18 protein-coding genes are annotated in these 22,205 nt (G+C 72.7%); 6 read left to right on the top strand and 12 right to left on the bottom strand.

Features of this window, described 5'->3' with window-relative positions:
- Positions 1-40: 40 nt before the first annotated feature.
- From AB0C27_RS17040 to AB0C27_RS17050, 3 genes are all read right to left on the bottom strand, one after another.
- Positions 41-916, bottom strand: coding sequence for a sucrase ferredoxin (locus AB0C27_RS17040; protein ID WP_357844454.1), 876 nt, complete (start codon positions 914-916; stop codon positions 41-43).
- A 103-nt stretch (positions 917-1,019) separates the two neighbouring features.
- Entirely contained in the window at positions 1,020-2,516 is a 1,497-nt protein-coding gene (locus tag AB0C27_RS17045) for a glycerol-3-phosphate dehydrogenase/oxidase (RefSeq protein ID WP_357844457.1), read from the bottom strand.
- Complete coding sequence (locus tag AB0C27_RS17050; protein ID WP_357844460.1) at positions 2,509-3,018, bottom strand: TetR/AcrR family transcriptional regulator; 510 nt, start codon at positions 3,016-3,018, stop codon at positions 2,509-2,511. Before AB0C27_RS17050 ends, AB0C27_RS17045 begins: the two co-directional genes overlap by 8 nt.
- A gap of 31 nt (positions 3,019-3,049) precedes the next feature.
- Here AB0C27_RS17050 and AB0C27_RS17055 point away from each other — a divergent pair, with 31 nt between their 5' ends.
- Positions 3,050-4,726, top strand: coding sequence for an FAD-binding oxidoreductase (locus tag AB0C27_RS17055; protein WP_357845282.1), 1,677 nt, complete (start codon positions 3,050-3,052; stop codon positions 4,724-4,726).
- Positions 4,727-4,842: 116 nt separating this feature from the next.
- On the opposite strand, the gene AB0C27_RS17060 is transcribed toward AB0C27_RS17055, so the two are convergent.
- Positions 4,843-5,256 (bottom strand): tetratricopeptide repeat protein, encoded by a 414-nt coding sequence (locus tag AB0C27_RS17060; protein ID WP_357844463.1) that lies wholly within the window; start codon positions 5,254-5,256, stop codon positions 4,843-4,845.
- Between the two features lie 423 nt (positions 5,257-5,679).
- Here AB0C27_RS17060 and AB0C27_RS17065 point away from each other — a divergent pair, with 423 nt between their 5' ends.
- Positions 5,680-6,891, top strand: a complete 1,212-nt coding sequence (locus AB0C27_RS17065; protein ID WP_357844466.1) for a metallophosphoesterase — start codon at positions 5,680-5,682, stop codon at positions 6,889-6,891.
- Between the two features lie 174 nt (positions 6,892-7,065).
- Positions 7,066-8,568 (top strand): bifunctional 3'-5' exonuclease/DNA polymerase, encoded by a 1,503-nt coding sequence (locus AB0C27_RS17070; protein WP_357845284.1) that lies wholly within the window; start codon positions 7,066-7,068, stop codon positions 8,566-8,568.
- Between the two features lie 13 nt (positions 8,569-8,581).
- Here AB0C27_RS17070 and AB0C27_RS17075 read toward each other — a convergent pair whose 3' ends face one another.
- From AB0C27_RS17075 to AB0C27_RS17110, 8 genes are all read right to left on the bottom strand, one after another.
- On the bottom strand, positions 8,582-9,859 hold the full coding sequence (locus tag AB0C27_RS17075) for an MFS transporter (RefSeq protein ID WP_357844469.1): 1,278 nt from the start codon (positions 9,857-9,859) through the stop codon (positions 8,582-8,584).
- Positions 9,860-9,939: 80 nt separating this feature from the next.
- The gene (locus tag AB0C27_RS17080) at positions 9,940-10,767 is read right to left on the bottom strand and encodes an MOSC N-terminal beta barrel domain-containing protein (protein WP_357844472.1); all 828 of its coding nucleotides are present in this window, start codon (positions 10,765-10,767) and stop codon (positions 9,940-9,942) included.
- Positions 10,764-12,059 carry an MFS transporter gene (locus tag AB0C27_RS17085; RefSeq protein ID WP_357844475.1) on the bottom strand — a complete coding sequence of 432 codons (1,296 nt, stop codon included), beginning with the start codon at positions 12,057-12,059 and terminating at the stop codon, positions 10,764-10,766. Before AB0C27_RS17085 ends, AB0C27_RS17080 begins: the two co-directional genes overlap by 4 nt.
- A gap of 52 nt (positions 12,060-12,111) precedes the next feature.
- Positions 12,112-12,684 carry a TetR/AcrR family transcriptional regulator gene (locus AB0C27_RS17090; protein ID WP_357844478.1) on the bottom strand — a complete coding sequence of 191 codons (573 nt, stop codon included), beginning with the start codon at positions 12,682-12,684 and terminating at the stop codon, positions 12,112-12,114.
- A gap of 41 nt (positions 12,685-12,725) precedes the next feature.
- Complete coding sequence (locus tag AB0C27_RS17095) at positions 12,726-15,002, bottom strand: protein kinase (RefSeq protein ID WP_357844481.1); 2,277 nt, start codon at positions 15,000-15,002, stop codon at positions 12,726-12,728.
- A gap of 130 nt (positions 15,003-15,132) precedes the next feature.
- The gene (locus AB0C27_RS17100; RefSeq protein WP_357844484.1) at positions 15,133-16,512 is read right to left on the bottom strand and encodes a DUF1116 domain-containing protein; all 1,380 of its coding nucleotides are present in this window, start codon (positions 16,510-16,512) and stop codon (positions 15,133-15,135) included.
- A complete protein-coding gene (locus AB0C27_RS17105; RefSeq protein ID WP_357844487.1) occupies positions 16,509-17,867 on the bottom strand; it encodes an FdrA family protein in 1,359 nt (452 codons plus the stop codon). The genes AB0C27_RS17100 and AB0C27_RS17105 overlap by 4 nt, the downstream gene beginning before the upstream one ends.
- Positions 17,864-18,718: a DUF2877 domain-containing protein gene (locus tag AB0C27_RS17110; RefSeq protein ID WP_357844489.1), complete on the bottom strand. Its 855-nt coding sequence runs from the start codon at positions 18,716-18,718 to the stop codon at positions 17,864-17,866. Before AB0C27_RS17110 ends, AB0C27_RS17105 begins: the two co-directional genes overlap by 4 nt.
- Positions 18,719-18,848: 130 nt before the next feature.
- Here AB0C27_RS17110 and AB0C27_RS17115 point away from each other — a divergent pair, with 130 nt between their 5' ends.
- The 3 genes from AB0C27_RS17115 (at position 18,849) to AB0C27_RS17125 (ending at position 22,141) form a co-directional block, all read left to right on the top strand.
- Entirely contained in the window at positions 18,849-20,450 is a 1,602-nt protein-coding gene (locus tag AB0C27_RS17115) for a PucR family transcriptional regulator ligand-binding domain-containing protein (RefSeq protein ID WP_346111616.1), read from the top strand.
- Between the two features lie 22 nt (positions 20,451-20,472).
- The gene (locus tag AB0C27_RS17120; protein WP_357844493.1) at positions 20,473-20,676 is read left to right on the top strand and encodes an RNA-binding S4 domain-containing protein; all 204 of its coding nucleotides are present in this window, start codon (positions 20,473-20,475) and stop codon (positions 20,674-20,676) included.
- A gap of 142 nt (positions 20,677-20,818) precedes the next feature.
- On the top strand, positions 20,819-22,141 hold the full coding sequence (locus tag AB0C27_RS17125) for a solute carrier family 23 protein (RefSeq protein ID WP_357844495.1): 1,323 nt from the start codon (positions 20,819-20,821) through the stop codon (positions 22,139-22,141).
- The last annotated feature ends 64 nt before the right edge of the window (positions 22,142-22,205 follow it).

The raw sequence follows: 22,205 nt of genomic DNA on the forward strand, positions 1-22,205 counted from the left end.
TCACTGTTCCAACGCAACGTAGGGCCGTGATGTTCCCTGCTCAGGCGAGAGCGGGCGTGGCGTACCGCACAGGCGTGAGCCTGTCCAGCGAAACCAGCCGGTAGGTGGTGATCGTCTCGGCGCAAGCCGAAGCGGTGCCACACGGCGCCGTGAACGCCGATGGCTCGACCACAACCTGGAGCCGGACGTCGCCGATGCGCACAATGGCTTCGGTGACGTCGCCGTCCGTCCTGGAGGATTCCACGGCCACCGCGCCGACGGAGCACTCTCCCGTATGGGCTCGGGCGAAGTGCTCGACGGCCTGCAATGGCTCAGGGATGCCTGCGCGTCCCCGGTAGCGGTCGAGAATGACCTCGCCCGACCGGTACGCGTTAGCCGCTGCCAACGCAGCAGCCTGAGACATGCTGCCGTAGAAAATTCCGTGTGGCAAGCACACGAGGTTGGCGGCGTACCGATCGCCGCCAACGTGTGACGTTTCCCATACTCTGTCCGGCAGGTTTTCCGCCAGTGACCGAGCGAGGGGTAGTCCAATGCGGGCGCAGCACACATTGCGCTTGGCGTGCGTGCAGACCAGAAATACCGGCTCGTCTTCAAGTATGCAGGACTCCGGGACCACTCCCGCCACCAGCGCGTCCAGGTCAAGATCGTCGGGACCTGCGACGACACCCGAGGCCAGCCAGGGGTTCGGCCCCGCCGCGTAGGCCACTAGCACACGGATCCCCTGCTCCTGCGGGCGGGTTCGCCTCCCGGGACGGCGGATCAGCTGGGGCCGGATACCGCGTTCGAGCGCCCGGCGGACGAGTTCTGAGATTTTTCCCGGAAGTTCGAGCGTTTCCAGGCGCGAAGGCCAGGCTCCGGTGTATTCGATGAGCAGCCACAGCCTGGCTCCCACGGTGGCACTCGCCAGCGTGGGCACCTCCCCTGTGTGGCATCCCGCCGGATGCTCGCAGCCCCTCGCCAACGTGCCTGTCCTTTCCCCGATCCGACTTAGGTAAGACTAACCTAACGGATCGGATGGGTCAGGCGGACGAGATTCGATCGAGTACGGCCCGTGTCGCCGGCAGGGCGCGGTCCCTGTCCCTCCGGACCAGGCCGATCCTGGTCCGCCTGTCGAGCAGGTCGCCCTCGTCGAGCGCCCCCTCGTGCAGCGCCGACCAGAGCAGGTCGCCCTCGGTGAGGCCGAGCCCGACCTCCTCCTGGTGCTCCTTGACGAGCTGCTGCACGGCCGCGGCCTCCGCGCCGTAGCGCTCGGCCAGGCGCGCCGGCGCCCCTGACGGCACCGGGCCCGCGCCCGCGAGCGGGATCTTGCGGGTACGGCACCGCCCGGCCCGGAGGTTCCCGTACGAGATCGCTCGATCCACCGCGTCCTCGGCCATGCGCCGATATGTCGTCAGTTTGCCTCCCACCACGGTCACCACGCCGCCGTCCGTGAGCACCGCGTGCCTCCTGGACAGGTCGGCCGTCCGCCCGTCGGCCGCCAGAAGCGGCCTGAGGCCCGCGTAGACGCCCGCGACCGCCTCTCTGGTCACCGGAGCCTCAAGAACCCCGTTCAGCACCTCCAGGAGCGCTCTGACGTCCTTCTCGGGCGCCTCGGGCACGTCGGGGATCGGCCCCTCCAGCGGCTCGTCCGTGAGCCCGACGTGGACGCGGCCGTCGCGCTGCGGCAGCACGAGCGCGAACCGGTTGCTCTCACCGGGGATCGGCAGGTGCATGCCCGCGATCTGCCCCGGCAGCGTGCCAGGTTCGAGCACCAGGTGCGTGCCGCGGGACGGGCGCAGCTCCACCGCCGGGTCGAGGGTGCCCGCCCACACCCCGGTGGCGTTGATCACCACCCTGGCCCGGATCGTGAACTCCTCGCCGGTCAGCTCGTCGCGCACGTCCGCGCCCGTACCGGTCAGCCGCAGCGCCCGGCACCTGGTCAGCACCCGGGCGCCGTGCCCGGCGGCGGTCCGCGCGATCGCCACCACCAGGCGGGCGTCGTCGAGCAGCCGCCCGTCCCACGACAGCAGCGCGCCGCGCAGCCCGTCGGAGGCCAGCACGGGCGACAGTGTGCGGGCGCGGGCCGCGCTCAGCCGGGAAGGGCCCGGCAGGAGCCGGCGGGAGGTGCGCGCCGCGGCCCGCAGCCCGTCGCCCATCCGGTAGCCGGCCATCACCAGCGCCGCCTGCCTGCGCGACACCGCCCGGGTCAGCGGCAGCATGTACGGGTGCGCCTTCACCAGGTGCGGAGCCGTCCTGCGGAGCAGGATCCCGCGCTCGACCGCGCTCTCGTACGCGACGTCCACCTGACCCTTGGCCAGGTAGCGCAGCCCGCCGTGCGCCATCTTGGAGCTCCACCTGGACGTGCCGAAAGCCAGGTCGTGCGCGTCGATCGCCGCTACGCTCAACCCCCGTGAGGCGGCATCGAGCGCGGCGCCCGCGCCCGTCGCGCCCAGCCCCACCACCAGCACGTCCACCCGTTCCTCGGCGACCCGGCGCAGCTCACGGGATCGTCTGGCGGCGTTCAGCGAGCTATCCAAGGTAGGCCTCCAGCAGGGCGGCGAGCTCGTCGTCGAGCTCGTCGAGCGTCACGGGGTCGAGCATGGTCGGGGCGGACAGCAGGAACGACTGGGCGACCAGCAGCACCGCCCTGGCCCTGCGCGCGTCGCCGACGACCGGCTCCAGCACCTCCAGCACCGCCTCGTGGGTGGCACCGCGCCGGTCGAGCAGATACGGCACGAGCAGTTCAGGGTCCGCCTCCACGATCTTGCGCCACAGCGGGTGCCCGCGCAGCCCCCTGACGCCCGCCACGACCGCGCGTACCGGGTCGGAGGTGTCCAGCCCCTCGACCACCCGTACCCATTCCCTGGTCATCACATCGGCCACCAGCGTGCGCACGTCGGGCCAGCGGCGGTAGAGCGTCATCCGCGACACCCCGGCCCTGCGCGCCACGTCCGTGAGCGTCGTCCTGCGCACGCCGTAGGCGAGCACGCAGTCGCGGGCCGCGTCCAGAACCTCATCGTTGTGACGAATCGACGTCATGTGTCACAGTGTATGCGTGACTGGAGAACCGATGTCGTGGTCCGGCTGGGGCGACCCCGCCCAGGCGCGCGAGCTGCCCGAGAGCGTCCGGGGGCTGCTGCGCGACCTGCTCGGCGTACGCGCGCCCGCCACCCCCGCCGCCGGCTTGGAGTCGGTGCGGCTCGCGCCGGTCGCTCTCCCCGAGCCGCTGCTCAAGGCGCTCGCGGAGATCGCCGGAGCCGCGAACGTGCGGACCGGCCACGAGGACCGGGTCAGGCACACGCGTGGCAAGTCCACCCCAGACCTGCTGCTCATGCGCGCCGGCGACGGCTCGGCCGCGCCCGACGCGGTGGTGCTGCCCGGCTCGCACGAGGAGGCGGCCGAGCTGCTGCGGCTCTGCTCGCGGGAGCGGATCGCGGTCGTGCCCTTCGGCGGCGGCACCTCGGTGGTCGGCGGGCTCGCCGCCGAGCGCCCCGCCGAGCGCCCCGCCGAGCGCCCCGCCGAGCGCGCCGCCGCGGGGTCCGGTTTCGCTGGGGTGATCGCGCTCGACCTGGGGCGGCTCGACCGGCTGCGGTCGGTGGACGCCGAGTCGATGGTGGCCGAGTTCGAGCCAGGGGTGCGGGCTCCCGACGCCGAGCGGCTGCTGGCCGGGCACGGGCTGACGCTCGGACACTTCCCCCAGTCGTACGAGTACGCCACGCTCGGCGGGTTCGCCGCGGCCCGATCCAGCGGGCAGGCCTCCGCCGGGTACGGCCGCTTCGACGACATGGTCGTCGGTCTCACCCTGGCCACCCCGTCGGGCACGCTCGACCTCGGCCGGGCGCCCAAGTCGGCGGCCGGGCCCGACCTGCGCCAGCTCGTGCTCGGCTCGGAGGGCGCCTTCGGGGTCATCACGTCGCTGCGGCTGCGCGTGCGGCGGGCGCCGGCCGAGCGCCGCTACGAGGGCTGGCGGTTCCCGTCGTTCACGGCCGGCTCGGCCGCCGTACGGGCGCTCGCCCAGGAGGGGCCGCTGCCGGCGGTGCTCCGGCTCTCGGACGAGACCGAGACCCTGATCGGCCTGGCCAAGCCGGACTCGATCGGCTCGGGCGGCTCCGATGGCGCCGGTGGGCCCGACGGCTCGGGCGGCTCCGATGGCGCTGGCGGGTCCGGGTGTCTGCTGATCGCCGGGTATGAGGGGGCGGCGATCGGGGCGCGGCACGCCGCCGCGTCGGCCGTGCTGGCGCGCATGGGCGGTGAGCCGCTCGGGCCTGAGCCGGGGCGGGCGTGGGAGCGCGGCCGCTTCTCCGCGCCGTACCTGCGCGACTCCCTGCTCGCGGCCGGCGCCACCGTGGAGACGCTGGAGACGGCCGGGTTCTGGTCGAACCTGCCCCGGCTCTACGACGCCGTCAGGCTCGCGCTGCTCGGCGCGCTGGGCCCGGCGCACCCGCCGCTCGTCATGTGCCACATCTCGCACGTGTACGAGACCGGCGCCTCGCTGTACTTCACCGTCGTCACCCCGCAGGACGCCGACCCCGTCGCGCAGTGGCAGCGGGCCAAGACGGCGGTGAACGCGGCCATCGTCGAGGCGGGCGGCACCATCACCCACCACCACGGCGTGGGCCGCGACCACCGCGACGCGTACGGCGCCGAGATCGGCCCGCTCGGCTCGGCCGTCCTGCGCGCGGTCAAGGCCGAGCTCGACCCGGCCGGCATCCTCAACCCCGGCGTCCTCATCCCCCCGCCTCCGTAGTCCCGTCCCGCGCCCGTAGCTCGCGTCCGCGGCCCGCGCCCGCCCCCGCGTCCGCGACCGGTCGCGTCCGGAACCCCGCGCCGGCGACCCGCCTCCGGGCGGGAAGCCGGGGCGGGTCAGTCGGTGCGGGGGATCCGCTCGGCCTCGGCCATGGTGGCGGCGGCCTCGCTGTAGCGGTGCAGGGCTTCCAGGGCCGTGGCCAGGCAGACCAGCGAGAGCACCAGCGGCCCGCCGCCGATCGAGCGGGCGACGGCCACCGCCTCCTGCGCGAGCGGCAGCGCCTCCGTCGCCCGGCCCCATCGCAACTGCAGCCCGGCGGTCGTGCGCAGGCAGCGGGCGAGCAGTTCGGTGTACTCGCCGGGGGACTTTCCCGCCAGCGCCCTGCTCCTGGCGATCGCCTGACTCGCGCTGTCCAGGGCGGCGCTGCCGCTCCAGCGCGGCCGGGTCTGGGCGAATGCCAGCAGACCTACGATGGCGTCCATTTCCGAAGTGCCCTTCCGGGTCGCGTCGTCCGGGCCGTTACGGGTCATGGGAGCCTCCCTGGGCGGTCCCAACCGCTTGCTTGGGGGGTGAGGCTACACCATTGCGCACCTTGTGTGTTCCTTACGGTACGGAGCGTTCAGGATGCGCGAATGGTAGATCACCGTAAAGATGTGGTCATGGTGGAAGTTGCGGCCGAACGAGGAAAGCAGTCGTCGTCCCGGATCTCTGAGGAGGGCGCCGGATGGGCCTGTGCGCAGACGGGGACGTTCGCGCAGCTCAGACCGGACCGCCGTGGTTTTTCCTGGCTCAATTTACGAACGCTCTGGCTCTCGCGCAACGAGATCCTGGCGGGCTTGTTCGGTGATCCTTCAGGACAGGTCCGCGCGCGCTGGGTTGAGGCGCAGGAAGCGCGGGGGATTGACCAGGAATTTCGCATCAAGCCGCCGGTAGGGGGAGATTTCACTTTCCTGTTGCTGGGCGATACGGGTGAGGGAGACGCATCGCAGTACGCCGTTGTTCCGGGCCTGCTGAAAATCGGGGAAAAGACGTCCTTCGCGGTCATCGCCAGCGATGTGATCTATCCGACGGGATCGGGCAACGAATACGGCGACAAGTTCTTCCGTCCGTACCAGGCCTATGACGCCCCGATCTACGCCATCCCCGGCAACCACGACTGGTACGACGGGCTCGGCGGCTTCATGCGGGTCTTCTGCGACGCGCCGCCGCTGAAGCCGAAGCCGGACCGGGGGCTGCGCGGGCTGCTGTGGCGCAAGCCGGAGACGATCGACGAGGCCGCTCTGGCCGAGGCGCGCACGCTGCGGGGCAGGCCGTCGCAGCAGGCGAGCCCGCCGGCGGCGCAGCCGGGACCGTACTGGGTGATCGAGAGCGACAGCCTGCTCGTCGTGGGCGTCGACACCGGCATCCGCAACGTGATCGACCGGGCCCAGACCGAGTGGCTGCGGCGCGTCTCGCGCGACCCGCGGCCGAAGATCCTCGTCACCGGCAAGCCGATCTACACCGGCAACGTCTACAAGCCGTCGCGGCTGGAGGGCGGCGGGACGATCGACGACATCGTGCGCGACCCGGCGCACCGGTACGTCGCGGCCATCGGCGGCGACGTGCACAACTACCAGCGCTACCCGGTCAGGCTGGACGACGGCAGGGTGATCCAGTACGTCGTGACGGGCGGCGGCGGCGCGTTCATGCACGCCACTCACATCATCGGCCGGGTGGACGTGGCCGGCGTGCACGAGGACGACTTCAGGTGCTACCCGCTGCGCGGCGACTCGCTGTCCTTCTACAGCCAGCTCTACGCCAAGCGGCTGCGGATGAGGTGGCTCTACCTGACGCCGTCCGAGGCGGCCTGCATCACGTCGGAGCACGTCGGGAACGAGCCGGTCAGGACCATGGCCGGGCCCGTGCGGATCACCCAGCGGATGCGGTGGGCGGCCCGGCTGCTCGGGGCCTGGCCGTGGCCGCTGCGGCTGCCGGTGGACAAGGTGTTCCACCGGTTCCTGTCCGAGCTGTCCGACTGGGACACGCCGCCGTTCTTCAAGCAGTTCCTGCACGTCACGGTGACCGGTGAAGAGCTCACCCTGCGGTGCTTCGGGGCCACGGGGTGCCTGGGGCAGGAGCTGGACCCGCCGCTGGAGGACGAGGTGCGCATCCCGCTGACCGTCTGATGGGCACCTGATGGGCACGCGACGGGCACGCGACGGGCACCTGGCGGGCACCTGGCGGGCTTTCTGTCGGAGGCGTTTGGCACTCTTGACCTCGTGCACGTCGTGGTCGCGGGGGAGAGGCTGCTGCCGGTCGGGGACACGTCGGGGCTTCCCGCCGACGGTCCCCCCAGCGGGATGGCCGAAGCCGTGCGTGAGATCGAGGCGGCCCGGGGGCCCCGGTGGGTGTGGGCCGACACGCGGGAGGCGTACCCGCCGCTGCTGGAGAGCGGCGTGCGGGTGGCACGCTGCCACGACCTCGCCCTCACCGAGGGGCTGCTGCTGGCCGCCGAGGGCCGCTACGGCGAGCCCCGCTCGGCCAGGGCCGCCCACGCCAGGCTGCACGGCCTGCCCGTGCCGGATGAGCAGCCGAACGCGCCCGGCACGCTGTTCGCGCCCGAGCCGCTCGGCGCGGAGGCGGTGGCCGAGGTGCTGGCCGGCCAGCTCGCCAGGATCGCGGCGCTGCCCGAGCCGGGCAGATTCCGGCTGCTGGTGGCGGCCGAGTCGGCGGGCGCGCTGGTGGCGGCCGAGATGACGCAGGCGGGCATGCCCTGGCGCCGCGACGTGCACGACGCGTTGCTGACCGAGCTGCTCGGGCCGCGTCCCGTCCACGGCATGCGCCCGGCCAAGCTGCAGGCGCTGGCCGGCGAGGTGGCGGCGGCGTTCGGCCAGCCGGTCAACCCCGACTCGGTGCAGCAGCTGGTCAAGGCGTTCAAGGGCGCGGGGGTGGAGCTGAAGACGACCAGGTCGTGGGAGCTGAAGCGGATCGACCATCCGGCGGTCACGCCGCTGCTGGCCTACAAGGAGCTGGCGCGGCTGTTCAGCGCGCACGGGTGGGCGTGGGCCGACCAGTGGGTGCGCGGCGGGCGGTTCAGGCCCGAATACGTGGTGGGCGGGGTCGTGTCCGGGCGGTGGGCCACCAGCGGGGGAGGGGCGCTGCAGATCCCCAAGGTGATGCGGCGCGTGGTGATGGCCGACGAGGGCTGGGTGCTCGTCGTCGCCGACGCGGCGCAGCTGGAGCCCAGGGTGCTCGCCGCGATGGCCGGCGACGTGGGGCTGGCCAGGGCGGCGGGCGAGATCGACCTCTACTCCGCGCTGGCGCAGGCGTTCGGGGGCGAGCGCGACAACGCCAAGATCGCGATGCTCTCCGCCATGTACGGCGGCACCAGCGGCGACGCCTCCAAACTGCTGGCCGTGATGCGCCAGCGCTTCCCGAAGGCGTACCAGTTCGTGGAGGACGCGGCGAAGGCCGGGGAGGAGGGCCGGATCGTCCGCTCCTGGCTGGGCCGCACCAGCCCGCCGCCGTCGGCGCGGTGGAAGGAGCTGGTGTCCGGGCCCGAGGGCGGGCGCGCGGCCAGAGACAGGGGGCGCTTCACCCGCAACTTCGTGGTGCAGGGCACGGCGGCGGAGTGGGCCCTGGCGCTGCTGGCGGTGCTGCGGGGGCGGCTGCCCGAGCCGGCCAGGCTGGTGTTCTTCCAGCATGACGAGGTGATGGTGCACTGCCCGGCGGAGCAGGCGGCGGAGGTGATGGCGGCGGTGACCGAGTCCGCGGCCGAGGCGAGCCGGCTGCTGTTCGGGCAGACGCCGGTACGGTTCCCGATGGAGGCGGTGGCGGTCTCCTCCTACGCGGACGCCAAATAACCCCCGGGTGGGGTCAGACGGGATCGGGGGCAGGGCGGCGCCAGACGGCGGTGAGCCACAGGCCTGCGGCGGCGACCATGATGCCCACGACCAGGCCCAGCATGCCGTAGCCCAGCATGCCGACGATCGCCCCGGCGACGATCGTCCCGGTGGCGCCGCAGACGTTCATGAGCAGGTCCGACAGGCCCTGGACGGCGGGGCGGCCCTCCAGCGGGACCGACTCCGAGACCAGCGCGGAGCCGGCCACCAGGCCGCAGGACCAGCCGAGGCCGAGCAGCACCAGCGCCGCCGTGACCTGCCACACCCGGTGCCCGGCCGTGCCGGCCAGCGCGGCGGCGCTCAGCAGCAGCGCCATGCCGAGCACCAGCACCGGCACCTTGCCCGCCTTGTCGGCCAGCCAGCCGACGACGGGCGACAGCACGTACATGCCGGCGATGTGCAGGCTGATCACGAGGCCGATGACGTCCAGGTTCGAGCCGTCGTGGTGAAGTTTGACCGGAGTCATGGACATGACGGAGACCATCGCCGTGTGGCTGACCGCGATCATGACCAGGGCGCGGCGGGCCATCGGGGTCGTGCGCAGGGTCAGCCACGCGGTCCTGATCGTCCGGTTACGGCCGGGCCCCGGGTCGCCGGTGCCGTTCAGCTCGCGGGCCAGCTTGAGCGGGTCGGGGCGGAGGAAGCCGATGACGACGACGAGCGCCAGCGCGAAGGCCAGCGCCGCGAACGCGAACGGCCCCGCCTTCTCCACCAGCCCGAGCCGCATGCCGATCTGGTCGGCGGGCTTGGCCAGGTTCGGACCGGCCACGGAGCCGATCGTGGAGGCCCAGACGACCAGTGACAGGTGCCGGGCCGAGCGGTCCTTGGGCGACAGGTCCGTGGCGGAGTAGCGGGAGGCCAGGCTGGCCGCGCTGCCGCCGCCCACCAGGACCAGCCCGGCCAGCAGCAGCGGCCACGCGCGCAGGCTGATCGCCAGCACCGAGATCGCGCACCCGGCCAGCGCCGCCAGGTACGCCAGCGACAGCCCCGCCCGGCGCCCGCCCTGACCCGACGCCCTGGCCGTGGGCAGGGCCAGCAGCGCCGCGCCGAGCACGGTGGCCGTGCCGGCGAAGCCGCTGATCACCGTGGAGCCGGACAGTTCGTCGACGACGACCGAGCTGAGCGCGAGCCCGACGGCCACCCCCACCCCGCCGACGATCTGCGCCGCCGAGAGCACCATCAGGGTGCGCCGCTGGACGCGGATGATTCGGTCAGATGAGGAGACTGCGGGCTTCGTGGGGGCACTCGTCACCCGTGAAGTCTCGCATAACCCCTAACATCGCCCCAAAAAGGACGGTGAATGAATTTCTATCGGGAAAGCGGCATTTTTCGTTAGAAAACGGTGACGGGGTCACCCGTGGCGAGCCGGCCGGGCCCGTCCGGGATCAGGTTGACGCCGAACCAGACCTTCCCCTCCCATCGGCGGAACCGGGCCAGCGTCCTGATGGGCTCCACGCCCTTGGTGAACGTGGAGGTGTCGACCGTGGTCATCACGCAGCGGTCGCACCGCTTGGTCACCCGGAACTCCACCTCGCCGATGCGCAGCCGCTTCCACTCGTCCTCGGCGAACGGCTCCGTCACCCCGTCGATCGCCCCGTCGATCACGACGTTCGGCCGGAACCGGCGCATGGGCAGCGGCGCGGGCGGCTCCTCGCCCCGCTCCAGGGCCGTCTCGGCGATCCAGTCGTTGAGCCGGGCGAGCGAGGCGGCCGAGGTGAGCAGCAGGGGATAGCCGTCGGCCAGGCTCACCCGGTCGCCGGGGCGGCCGTAGGCGGGATTGACGGGGCGCCGCGTGGGGTCGTCCAGCCACTTGAGCCGGACCGGCCGCCCCACCAGCGCGCTCAGCCACTCCGCCGCCGCGTCGCCGCAGTCGGTCAGCTCGACCCGGGTGGCCCACACCTGCACGGTGGAACGCCACGTGGCGGGCGAGACCGGCAGCGGCGGAGCGTGCGGCCCCGTCAGGGTGAGCGCGTCGCCGTCGAGGCGGGCGACGCAGGCCAGCAGGCGCGGCTCCACGCGGGCGGTGAGGACCTCGCCGTTCGCGCCGGTGACGAGGTAGCGCCGGTCGCCCGCCAGGCCCCACGGCTCCACCTCGGCCGTGGTGACCTCATGTCCGGCCGTGGACTTGACGGGATAGAAGGAGATGCTCGCCAGCCTCATACGGCCGACCGTATCGGACCTGCCCCGGCGGTTTCCGGCGTGACCGGAACCCGGCGGTGCAGCGCCGCGGCGAGCACCACGGCGGCCAGGGCCACCACCCCGATCGCCGCGCCGATCCAGGCCACCGAGGCGTAGCCGAGGCCCGCCCCGATGGCCAGGCCGCCCAGCCAGGGGCCCACGGTGATGCCGACGTTGAAGGCGGAGACGTTCACCGCCGCGGCCAGCGTGGGGGCGTTCCTGGCCAGGGCGAAGGGGCGGGCGTTCAGCGCGGGGTTGGTGCCGAAGCCGAACGCGCCGAGCAGGAAGATCAGCGGGATGGCGATCAGGGCCGTGGTCGCGGAGGCGGCCAGGGCGGCCGAGGTCAGGATGACGCCGGTGATGCCGGCGTACAGGAGGGGGAAGGGGCGGGCGTCGGCGATCCGGCCGCCGATGGTGATGCCGATCAGCGAGCCCACGCCGTACAGGGCGAGGACGGCGGGCACCCAGGCGGCGTCCAGGCCGGTGGTGCTGATGAGCAGGGCGCTCAGGTAGCTGAACGAGGCCAGGAGAGCGGCCGTGGTGATGGCGGTGGTCGCGTACGCCAGCCAGAGCGCGGGCCGGGCCAGCACCCGCAACTCGGCGACGATCCCGGAGGCCGGGCCGGGAGCGGCATCAGAGGCGTGGTTGTGAGCGGCGTCCGAAACCGTGCCGGGAGCCGTGCCCGGAGCGGCGCCCGGCGTCGCGGGCTGCTTCGTGGCGGGCTGCGGGCGGCCGCCCGGGATGGTGACGAAGACGCCGATTCCGGCCAGGGCCGACATCGCGGCGACCGTCCAGAAGGCCGCCCGCCAGCCCAGGTGCTGGCCGATCATCGTCCCGGCGGACAGGCCGAGCACGGTCGCCACCGTCAGCCCGCCGGCCAGCACGCTCATCGCCTTGGCCCGGGCGTTGACGGGCACCAGGCCGATCGCGGTGCTCGCCGCCACGGCCCAGAAGCCCGCGTACACGAAGGCTCCTGCAACGCGGGTGGCGAACAGCACGCCGTAGCTCGACGTCAGCGCGGCGACGACGTGGGTGAGCACGAAGATCGCGGTGAACGCCAGCAGCACCGTACGGCGCGGCCAGCGCGAGGTGGCGATGGCCAGCACCGGCGCGCCCACCAGCATCCCCAACGCGAACGCCGAGATCAGCAGCCCCGCCTCCGGCACGGAGACGCCCAGATCCTCGGACAGCACGGGGATCAGCCCGGCCAGCATCAGCTCGGACGTGCCCTGGGCGAAGATGGAGAGTCCCAGGATGTAGACCGCCAACGGCATGGCGACCTCCTCAATTTTAGATTGATCAGTACAAAACAAGGGCAGCAGAAAATCAGATCGCGCCCAGCGCGACGTTCGCGATCGACTCGAGCGCGGCCCGGCTCGCCCCGCCCCTGTTGGCCACTCCCAGGCCGTTGATCGTGGCGGTGACGAAGTGGGCCAGGGCCAGCGGGTCCTTGTCAGCGCCGATCTCGCCGCACAGCCGGGCGGTCTCGAGGGCGGACCTGATGGCCTGGACCCGGAGGTCGGTGTCGCGGCGCAGCAGGTCGGCGATGTGCGGGTCGTGCGGGGCCAGCTCGACCAGCGTGTTGATCACCAGGCAGCCGGCCGGTTCGTCGGGGTCGGGGTCGACCGACCACCACAGCAGCGTCTTGATCTTCTCCTTGACCGGCACTTCGCTCGCCATCAGCTCGGCGAACTCCGCGTTGCGCCAGCCCGTGTAGTGCCGCAGCGCCTTCTCGAACAGGTCGTGCTTGCTCGCGAAGGTGTTGTAGATGCTGCTGCGCCCGAGGCCGGTCGCGGCGCACAGGTCTTGTGTCGAGGTGGCCTCGTAGCCCGCGTCCCAGAACGCGCGCATGGCCGCCTCGACCGCCCGTGTCTCCTCGAACTTCCTCGGTCGTGCCACGAGAGGCACGCTACCCGTTTTGGAATGGTCAGTGCAATACGTCAGGCCTGCCGGAACGTGTTCAGGAACACCTCACGGGTGCCGGCCTGGTCGTCCCACTTGAGCTCGGGCAGATCGAACGTGATCTTGAACGCGGCCTTCTTGTCGATCGAGACGTACCTGGTCAGCGCGTGCATGGGGACACCGCTGGGCGTGGTGTAGGTGTACTCCCAGTCGGCGGCCTGCCAGTCGCGGTAGTCCACGCTCTGGAGCTGCACCTGGATGTAGCTCTCCAGCCCGCCGTCCGCCTCCTGCCGGCCCAGCGCCGTCAGCCCGCCGTCGGACTGCGGCGTGGCCTTCTCCACGACGATCCGCATCCCGGAGTCCTTCGGCCCGGTGAAGGTGGACCTGTCGCCGTCGTCGCCAGGCTTCCAGCTCGCGGGCGCGGCGGCGGCGAAACCGGCGCCCGTGTGCATCGTGTACCCCTCGGGCGCGCTGGACGGCCCCTCGTCCGCCTTCAGGGGCGAGACGCCCGACGTGGCGGCGCCCGTGGCGACGGCGGTCGTCGCGGGGGGCGCCGTCGGCGATCCGCCGGTCAGGATGATCAGCACGGCGCCCGTCACGACGGTCAGCGCCAGCAGGGAGCCGATGATCGTCAGCGGGGTGGGCCGGCCGTCGCGCACCCAGGGGCCGTCGTCCTCGTCGCTCCTGCGCCGGCTCTTGCCCGCGCGCGGGGTGGCGCTGGGCAGCGTGGTCAGGCGGTCGCGGCCGATGTCGCGCGACAGGCCGCGCGACTGCTCGCGCAGGTCGTCGGGCGAGGCCAGCGGCCAGGGGGTGGCGCCGGAGGTACGGCTGTCGCTGGTCAGCGGCAGGATCGGCTGGGGACGCGGCCAGGCCGGGCTGTCCAGGTCGTCGTCCGGGTGCCGGCCCTGCCTGGGTCCGGGGGGAGCGCCGAAGGGCATCCCGGCCGGGCCCGACGTGCTCGCGAGCGAGTCGTACGGGCCGGAGGAGCTCGCGAAGGAGTCGTACGAGTTGCTCGCCAGGGAGTCGTACGGGCCCGAGTTGCTTGCCAAGGAGTCGTAGGGGCCGGAGGAGCTCGCCAGGGAGTCGTACCCGCCCGAGTTGCTCGCGAGCGAGTCGTACGTGCCGGGACGCGGGCCGGAAGGGGCGCCGGGGGCGCCGGGCGTGCGCGGCAACTGCGGCAGCTGGTCGGTACGGTGGCCGGCCGACGGGCTCGTCAGACCCTCGTAGGGCGGCATCGAGTAGCCGCCGGACGGGTTGCCCTGCGGGTCGTACGGCACGCGTACCGGACCCGAGGGCGTCTCCACGATCCGTGAGGGCATCGGCCCCGACGGGGTCTCCAGCGGCGGCAGCAGCCCCGCGGGAGTGGGGTCGGACTGGCTGGGCAGCGTCTCCGTCGCACGGGGGCGCGGGGCGCCGTGCGCGCGCAGCACCGCCTCCAGCATCTCGATGACCTGGGCCGAGGTCAGCCGTCGCGCCGGGTCCTTGAGCAGCAGCCCCTCGATCACCGGCAGCAGCGAGCCGGCCCGCTGCGGCGTGATCGGGTCCTGGGTGAGCACGGAGCCGAGCACCGCGACCGGGTCGGGCCCCTCGTAGGGCGGGCGGCCCTCGACGGCGGCGTACAGGGTGGCGCCGAACGACCACAGGTCTGCCGCCTGCGTGATCGGCTGGCCGGACAGGCGCTCAGGCGGGATGTACGCGGGCGAGCCCATGAGCAGCCCGGTCTGCGTGATCGTGACGTCGCCCTCGATGGCCGCGATGCCGAAGTCGGTCAGCACCACCCGGTCCGAGGTGAGCAGCACGTTGCCCGGCTTGATGTCGCGGTGCAGGATCCCGGCGGCGTGCGCGTGCCGCACCGCGTCGAGCACCCGGATGCCGATCTCGGCGGCCTGGATCACCGGCAGCGGCCCGCTCTGGCGTACGGCCTGCTCCAGGGACCAGGCCCGGACCAGCTCCATCACGATCCAGGGGCGGCCGTCCTCCTCGACGACGTCGTGAACGGTCACGATGCCGGGATGCGTCAGCCGCGCGGCCGACCGGGCCTCACGCAGCATGCGCCGGTGGGCGACCTGCTTGCCGGCGTGGTCGAGACCGTAGGGGAGGATCAGCTCCTTGACCGCCACGTCCCGGTCGAGCAGCACGTCATGAGCGTGCCACACCATGCCCATGCCGCCTCTGCCGACGGGCGACATCAGTCGGTAGCGCCTGCCGATCAGGCGTCCCTGGCTCTGCGAAGCGCCCCCCGTGGCACCTCCCTCTGAGCCGGGCCCGCTGAGCAAGCGGTCGGCTGCCATGTTCCCGCCCCCATCTCGCCTCATCCGTCACGTGCGTTTCCACGCTACTTGCAGATTATGAGGATGGTTACGATATCGGCGGCGAATGCGCAAGGGAAGGTGATGTTGCCTTACATGAGTTCCGACGTGGTGATATGTCGGATATCAAAAAGGATCACTTAATCGCCTCGGCCAGCGCGTGCAGCGCGCTGGTGAACGCCTCCACCGGCGGCTCGACCAGCCCCGCCCCGACCTGCCCCGTCCCGGCGACCCGGCCCGCGATTCCCGTGTTGACCACGGGCAGCAGGCCCGTCCGCGCCACGAGGGTGACGTCGATGCCGACCGGCGTGCCGCGGAAACCGAGGCCGGGAATCTGGAAGGCGGGATGTTCGGCCAGCGTGATCTCGTACATGGAACGGGTGGCCCGCACCGCGGCCGCCACCTCGCCGCCGACGAACCGCACGATCGCCGGTGACGCCGCCATCGCGAACCCGCCCACCCCCGACGTCTCCGTGATCGTGGAGTCGCCGATGTCCGGGTTGGCGTCGGCGGGGCCGTACGAGCCGAGGTAGAGCCCGTCGGGCACGCCCGCGGGCCCGGTGAACCAGCGCCCGCCCAGCCCCGACACCTGGATGCCGAAGTCGGTGCCGTTCCGCGCCATGGCGACGACCAGGGACGAGCCGGGGACGTCGCGGGCCGCGTCCGTGGCCGCCTTGGCCGCGGCCATGCCGGCGTTGAGGAAGAAGTGGTCGTTGCCGTGGATGAAGCGGAGCACCGCCGCGGCGTCGGACGGGGCGGCCTCGACCACGGCGGGGGCCAGCTCGCGCAGCAGCAGTGAGGTGGCGGCGCGGTTGCGGTTGTGCAGATCGTCGCCCATCTGCAGGGCCTGCGCCATCAGCCAGCGCAGGTCGATCGGGCCCGTACGCTCAAGCGCGCCCGCCAGTGACGGGCCGAGCACCGCGTCCATCCAGCGCAGCCGCTCCAGCACCTCGGGCCCGTACGCGCCGTAACGCAGGACCTTGCCCAGGCCCTCGTTCAGCGAGCAGTACGCGGTGCCGCCGTGCTCGTCGTCGCGTACCTCGAACAGCCACATGGACGGGCTCACCACGCCCGCCATCGGGCCGACGGCGGCGTGCTCGTGGCACGGGCGGAGTTCGACCGCGCCCGCCGCGAGCCGGTCGGCGGCGTCGCGCTCGTCGGCCGCCAGGTCCTCCAGCAGCATCGCGCCGATCAGCGCGCCGCGCATTGGGCCCGACGCGCGCTCCCAGGTGATCGGCGGGCCCGCGTGCAGGAACACGCCCTCGCCGAGCACCTCGGACGCGCGCCGCACGCCCACCAGGTGCGGGCGGGCGGAGACGAGCCGGGCCACGGCCCGCTCGTTCGCCTCGTGCCTGCGCGGGTCGGCCAGCACCGTGGCCAGGTCTTCCGCGGTGCCGGGCAGCGGCGGGCGCCAGGCGACCGGCGTCGTCGGCACGGCCTGCGCCCGCAGCGCCTCGTCCAGCAGCCCCGCGCCGACGGTGATCACCCGGGGCGGGGCGTCGAGCAAAGAGGTCAAAGGAGGCTCCTGGCGTGGCGGGCGGCCTGGGCGTTGGACAGGAAGACGGCCGCGCCCGCCTCGCGGAAGGCGCCCGCCTGGCGGTGCAGGTCCTGCGGATCGCCCTCGGTGCCGATCAGGGCGACCACGACGGTGGCGGGGCTGCGGGCGATCGGATGGGCGAGCGAGGCGGCCGGATCGGGGTCGGCGCCGTGGCCCAGGACGACGTCCATGAGCACCACGTCCGTCGCCTCGACCCGCCCCAGCGCCTCCACGCGCAGCGCGGGATCGATCATCGGATGCGCCCTGCCCCTGGTGTAGGCGTCATCACCGAAGTCGACGAAGTCACCGGAGTCCCCGGCGCCGGCCACCGCCGCGGCCTCCACGCTCAGGGTGCCGCCGGCGTACAGACCCTTGATCCGTTCCGGTGTGGCCCGGCCGCCGCGCCAGGCGGGCCAGGACGGCCACTCGGGGACGGGCCGGCCGAGCGCGCGCAGCGCCTGCTCGGCCGCCTCCGTCAGATCGGGCGCGCCCGGCCCGAGCAGGGCCCGCACCACGGGCGTGCGCAGCGGCAACTCCTCGATGGCCCGCGCCACCTCGGGGGCAGGCGGCTTGGAGATCAGCACGATCAGCTCGGTGCCCGGGTCGTCGTCGAGCAGGCGCAGCGCCCGCCGCGCCGACAGCCCGCCCACCTCGGCCGACAGGTCCCTGCCGCCCACGCCGAGCACGTGGCTCACGCCGGTGCCGGCCCGGTCGAGCAGGCACGTCACCTGCTGCGCGCCGGTGCCCGACGCGGCGACCACGCCGACGGGGCCGGGCGTCAGGACGTTCGCGAAGCCCAGGCCCGCGCCCGCGATCACGGCGGTGCCGCAGTCGGGACCCATGACCAGGACGTCTTTCGCCTCGGCCCACTCCTTGAGCAGGCGCTCCCGCTCGACGGGGACGCCGTCGCTGAAGATCATCACGTTCAGGCCGGCCTCGACGGCGTCGAGGGCCTCGAAGAAGGCGTACTCGCCCGGGGTCGAGACCAGGACGAGATCGGCGGGGCCGCGCGCGGCGGCCGAGCGGGTGGTCAGCGGCGGCTGCTCGTCGGAGGTCTCCCCGGGCCGGGGCGCCGCGGTCAGCTGCCGGTCGGCCTCCTCGACCGCCGCGTCCGTGTCGCGCGCCCGTACGGCGATCACGAGGTCGCCCGGCTCCGCCTCAGGCACGCCGAAGCCCATCTCCCGCAGGATCGACACGTTGAGCTCGGTCGCCATGGCGACCATGGCCGCGTGCACGCCGGGCAGCTCCGACAGCGCCCGGCTGACCCGCATCAGCGTCACCGAGTCGTGGTAGGTCCCTCTCCGTACGAGCACCGCCTGGGGCAGGCCGTTCATCGGGCCCCGCTCAGCGACCGCACGGCCCGCACGCCGATCGCGACGCCCTGGGCCAGGTCGGCGCCCGAGGTGTGGCCGAGCCGGTGCAGCCGGCGCAGGGCCGGTTCGAGCGCCTGTCTGCCCGCGATGCCGCGCAGCACCGCGATCACCTCGGGGCTGGCCTCGCCCCTGGCCGCGCAGTGCAGCAGCGTGGCGGACAGCGGCGTCGTCCGCGTCCGCGCGTCGAACGTGACGGTCGCCGCCAGCCAGCCGGCCAGCCACACCGGCCGCTCGGCCCGCGCAGCTCGGCCCAGGTGCCGCAGCGTCACCAGCAGCCCGGCCAGCACGTCGTCACCGCTAGGCGTCAGCCCCGGCCCGAGCCCGACCAGCCGCTCCGCCGCCGTCACCGCGCCCAGCAGCCAGCCCTTGGCGCAGCTGTCGGCGAGCAACTCCACCGCCTCGTCGCCGGCCAGCCCGGCGCCCGGCGGATCGGCCAGTGCGGCCTCCGCGTCCGCCAGGCGGGCCGGATCGAGCCGTCCCAGAGGCGGGGCGGGATCCCACCATCGCCGTACGCTCAGGCTCAGCGGCCCCAGATCGATCGTGCGGTCGCCCACCGTCGCCTCGTCACCCACCGTGAGATGGGGCAGCGGCGTCGACAGCAGCACGGAATTGGGCAGCCGGGTGGCCTCGCCGGTGATCACGGCGATCACGGACGGCTCCAGATCGGTCCTGACCTCCAGGTACACGCCCGCGGGGAACGCGGCCAGCACCCGGGCCGGGCGCCGCTGGGACTCGAGGACAGGGCGCACCGCCGTACTGGCCGCGCCGGACACGTGGACGCGGGTACGCCGAGCATGAGTACTGACGGTCACCAGACCTCCCAACCGACCTTGGTCCTGACCGTAGAACGGCCGGTGAACCCTCCGTACGGGTAAATTTGCCAACAGTCAGCGGGAAGGTTGGCTCTTCCTGACAGACCGCTTGTGGGTTCACAATCTCTGCATGGAGCCCCCCGTCCGTCTCGCCAGCACCGGCACGATCATCCACGGCGTGTCCGTCGGCGAGGTGCTCGGCGTGTCCACCCTCGCCGACGCCCGGCTGATCGCGGGGGAGAGCGGGCTGGGCCGCATCGTGCAGCGGCTCAACGTCATGGAAGTGCCCGACATCCTGGCCTGGGTCAAACCGCACGAGCTGCTGCTCACCACCGGCTACCCGCTGCGCAACACCCCCCAGTCGCTCGGCCGGCTGGTCGCCGACCTGGACGAGCGCGGCCTGGCCGCGCTGGCCATCAAACTCGGCCGGTACGTGGACGAACTGCCCGACGAGATGGTCGAGCAGGCCGACCGGCTCGGCTTCCCCCTCATCCTGCTGCCGAACGACGTCGGCTTCGACGACATCCTCAACCAGGTGCTGACCGACATCCTCAACCGCCAGGCCGCCGTGCTGGCCAGGGCGGAGGAGGCTCACCGGGCGCTGGTGCAGGTGGTGCTGGCCGGGGGTGGGCTGAACGAGGTCGCCGCCGAGGTGGCCCAGCTGCTCGACGTGTCGGTGGCGGCCGTGGACGGCTCGGGCGGCGTGCTGGCCACCGCCGGGGCCGCCGAGCACGTGAAGGTGCTGCGCGAGTCGATCTCCCGCGAGGGCCCGCCGCTCTCGCCCGCGGGCGGCCGGGTGCGCTCTTTCGCCTCGGTGCCCGTCCTGGCCGGCGGCCACCACCACGGCAGGATCGTCGCCTACAGCCCGTCGGGGGCGATCAGCACCAGCGACGTCGGCATCCTGGAACGTGCCGCCACCGTCGCCGCGCTCGTCGTCACCCGGCAGGAGGCGGTCAACGCCGTCGAGAGCAAGTACCGGGCCGACTTCCTGCGCGACGTGCTCACCGGCCGGGCCGGCACCGCCGAGCGGATCACGGCCAGGGCCAGGGCGTTCGGCTGGGACCTGGCGCGTACGGTGACCGTCCTGGTGGCCGAGCTGGACCCGGACGGCGACGAGCGCAGTGCCCAGGACCGGCTGGTGTCCTGCTGGACGGCCGCGATCAGGCGGCACGACCCGCGCGGCGCGGTGGCCGGGTTCTCCCACGAGGTGGTGGCCGTGGTGGACGCCGGCATCGACGCCGCCAGGGTGGCCAAGGACGCCGCCTCGGCCTTCGCCGACGTGCCGCCCGCCACCTTCTCCACCGGCACCTCCCGGCCCAGCCCCGGGGCGGCGACGCTGCCGGAGGCGTACTCGCAGGCGCTCAAGGCGGCCAGGGTCGGCCGGCAGCTGCACGGGCCCGGAGCCGTTGCCCACTTCGACCAGCTCGGCGTGTACCGGCTGCTGTCGCTGGTCAACGACACCGACGAACTGCACGCGTTCGTACGGGAGACGCTCGGGCCGCTGGCCTCCGACGACGACGCCGAGAACGCCGACCTGCGGCGCACCCTCCAGGTGCTGCTGGAGACCAACCTGAACGTGGCCGAGACGGCGCGGCGGCTGCACTTCCACTACAACACGCTCCGCTACCGGATCGGCAAGCTGGAACGGCTGCTCGGCAACTTCACCGACGACCCCCACCTGCGGCTCAACCTGACCCTGGCGCTGCACGTGCTGCGCATGCGGGGCATCTAGCCTGCGTCTAGGCTGGGGCGTCGTGGACTTCGAACTGCGCTCTGACTACATCCCGCTGTGCGACCTGCTGAAGTACTGCGGGATCACGGAGACGGGCGGCATGGCCAAACACCTCATCGCCGAGGGGATGGTCTCGGTGGACGGGGAAGTCGAGCTGCGCAAGCGAGCCAAGATCCGGGCGGGGCAGGTCGTGAGCGGGGAAGGCTTCTCGATCCGGGTGGAGTGAACGCGGCGGACATCGGGCGCGCCGGAAACGCACCGAGCGGGCAGCCCGGCGTACTGGAACTGAACGCGCACCCCTTATTGTGCTCTCCGACATGAGTCAGGGAGACGAATCCGCTGGTCAGGCGGGAGATCGGGGTGCGGGCGTGGCGTTCGGGTGGAAGGTGCACGGCGATGGGAAGCGCCTGACGCCGGGTGAGGTGGTCAAGCCGGACGAGCGCCTGAGCTGGCCCAGGATGGTCGGGATCGGGGCGCAGCACGTCATCGCCATGTTCGGCGCGACCTTCGTGTTCCCGCTCGTCATGGGGCTCGACGCCAACCTGGCCGTGATGATGTCCGGCGTGGCGACGATCCTGTTCCTGCTGATCGTGAAGGGCAAGATCCCGAGCTACGTGGGGTCGAGCGCGTCCTTCGTCGGGGCCGTGGTGGCGATCAGGGCGGCCGGGGGCGGCGACGCGACCGTCACCGGGGCGCTGCTGGTCGTGGGCGTCGTGCTGGCCCTGTGCGGGTACGCGATCCACCGGCTGGGCGTGGGCGTGATCCACCGGGTCTTCCCGCCGATCGTCACCGGCGGCGTGGTGATGCTGATCGGGTTCGGGATGGCGTACGTGGCGGCGGACGTCTACTGGCCCAAGGACCCGTGGGTGGCGCTGCTGACGATGGCGGCCACGTTTGTGTTCATCGGGGTGTTCCGCGGCTTCCTGGGCCGGATCGGGGTGCTGCTCGGGCTCGTGTTCGGGTTCGTGCTGTCGTGGGGATGGGACCTCGTCGGCGGCCGGATCCTGGCGCCGGACGACAGCGGGCGGGTCACCGAGCACTTCCGGGTGAACCTGGAGGGCGTCGCGCAGGCCGACTGGATCGGGCTGCCGTCGCTGCACGGGCCCGTGTTCGAGGTGTCGGCGATCGTGCTGGTTCTGCCCGTGGTGATCGCGCTGATCGCCGAGAACGTGGGGCACGTCAAGGCCGTGGGGGAGATGACCGGGGCCGACGTGGACGCCTACATGGGGCGGGCGGTCATGGCCGACGGTGTCGGCACGGTCGTGGCCACGTCCGTCGGCGGTCCCGCGACCACGACGTACGCGGAGAACATCGGGGTCATGGCGGCCACCCGGGTGTACTCGACGGCCGCCTACTACATCGCGGCCGTCATCGCGATCCTGTTCGGGCTCTGCCCCAAGTTCGGGGCGCTCGTCGCGGCGACCCCCGGCGGTGTGCTGGGCGGCGTCACGACCATCCTGTACGGCATGATCGGCCTGCTCGGCGCCAAGATCTGGATCGAGAACCGGGTGAACCTGTCGGACCCGGTCAATCTGGTGCCCGTCGGGGCCGGGATCATCTGCGCCATCGGGCCCGTCGCGCTGCCGATCACCGGCACGTTCGCGCTGAGCGGGATCGCGCTGGGCACCATCGTGCTGCTGGCCGGGTACCACCTGCTGCGCGTCACCCGCCGGCAGGACGACCGCCAGTAGGCCGGTCCCCCGCGTGTCGGTCCCCCACACGCCACCGCGAGCCCCTGCGAGCCCCCCTCACACG

The organism is Nonomuraea sp. NPDC048882 (assembly GCF_040649755.1).
GTDB lineage: Bacteria > Actinomycetota > Actinomycetes > Streptosporangiales > Streptosporangiaceae > Nonomuraea > Nonomuraea maheshkhaliensis.

What these genes read in the sequence shown, in the direction of transcription:
- AB0C27_RS17070 (WP_357845284.1), top strand. Translation starts at nt 7,066, where the DNA reads ATGGCCGAAGCCGTGCGTGAGATCGAGGCGGCCCGGGGGCCCCGGTGG.
- AB0C27_RS17105 (WP_357844487.1), bottom strand. Translation starts at nt 17,867, where the DNA reads ATGAACGGCCTGCCCCAGGCGGTGCTCGTACGGAGAGGGACCTACCAC.
- AB0C27_RS17085 (WP_357844475.1), bottom strand. Translation starts at nt 12,059, where the DNA reads ATGCCGTTGGCGGTCTACATCCTGGGACTCTCCATCTTCGCCCAGGGC.
- AB0C27_RS17095 (WP_357844481.1), bottom strand. Translation starts at nt 15,002, where the DNA reads ATGAGGCGAGATGGGGGCGGGAACATGGCAGCCGACCGCTTGCTCAGC.
- AB0C27_RS17055 (WP_357845282.1), top strand. Translation starts at nt 3,050, where the DNA reads ATGTCGTGGTCCGGCTGGGGCGACCCCGCCCAGGCGCGCGAGCTGCCC.
- AB0C27_RS17050 (WP_357844460.1), bottom strand. Translation starts at nt 3,018, where the DNA reads ATGACGTCGATTCGTCACAACGATGAGGTTCTGGACGCGGCCCGCGAC.
- AB0C27_RS17060 (WP_357844463.1), bottom strand. Translation starts at nt 5,256, where the DNA reads ATGACCCGTAACGGCCCGGACGACGCGACCCGGAAGGGCACTTCGGAA.
- AB0C27_RS17115 (WP_346111616.1), top strand. Translation starts at nt 18,849, where the DNA reads ATGGAGCCCCCCGTCCGTCTCGCCAGCACCGGCACGATCATCCACGGC.
- AB0C27_RS17080 (WP_357844472.1), bottom strand. Translation starts at nt 10,767, where the DNA reads ATGAGGCTGGCGAGCATCTCCTTCTATCCCGTCAAGTCCACGGCCGGA.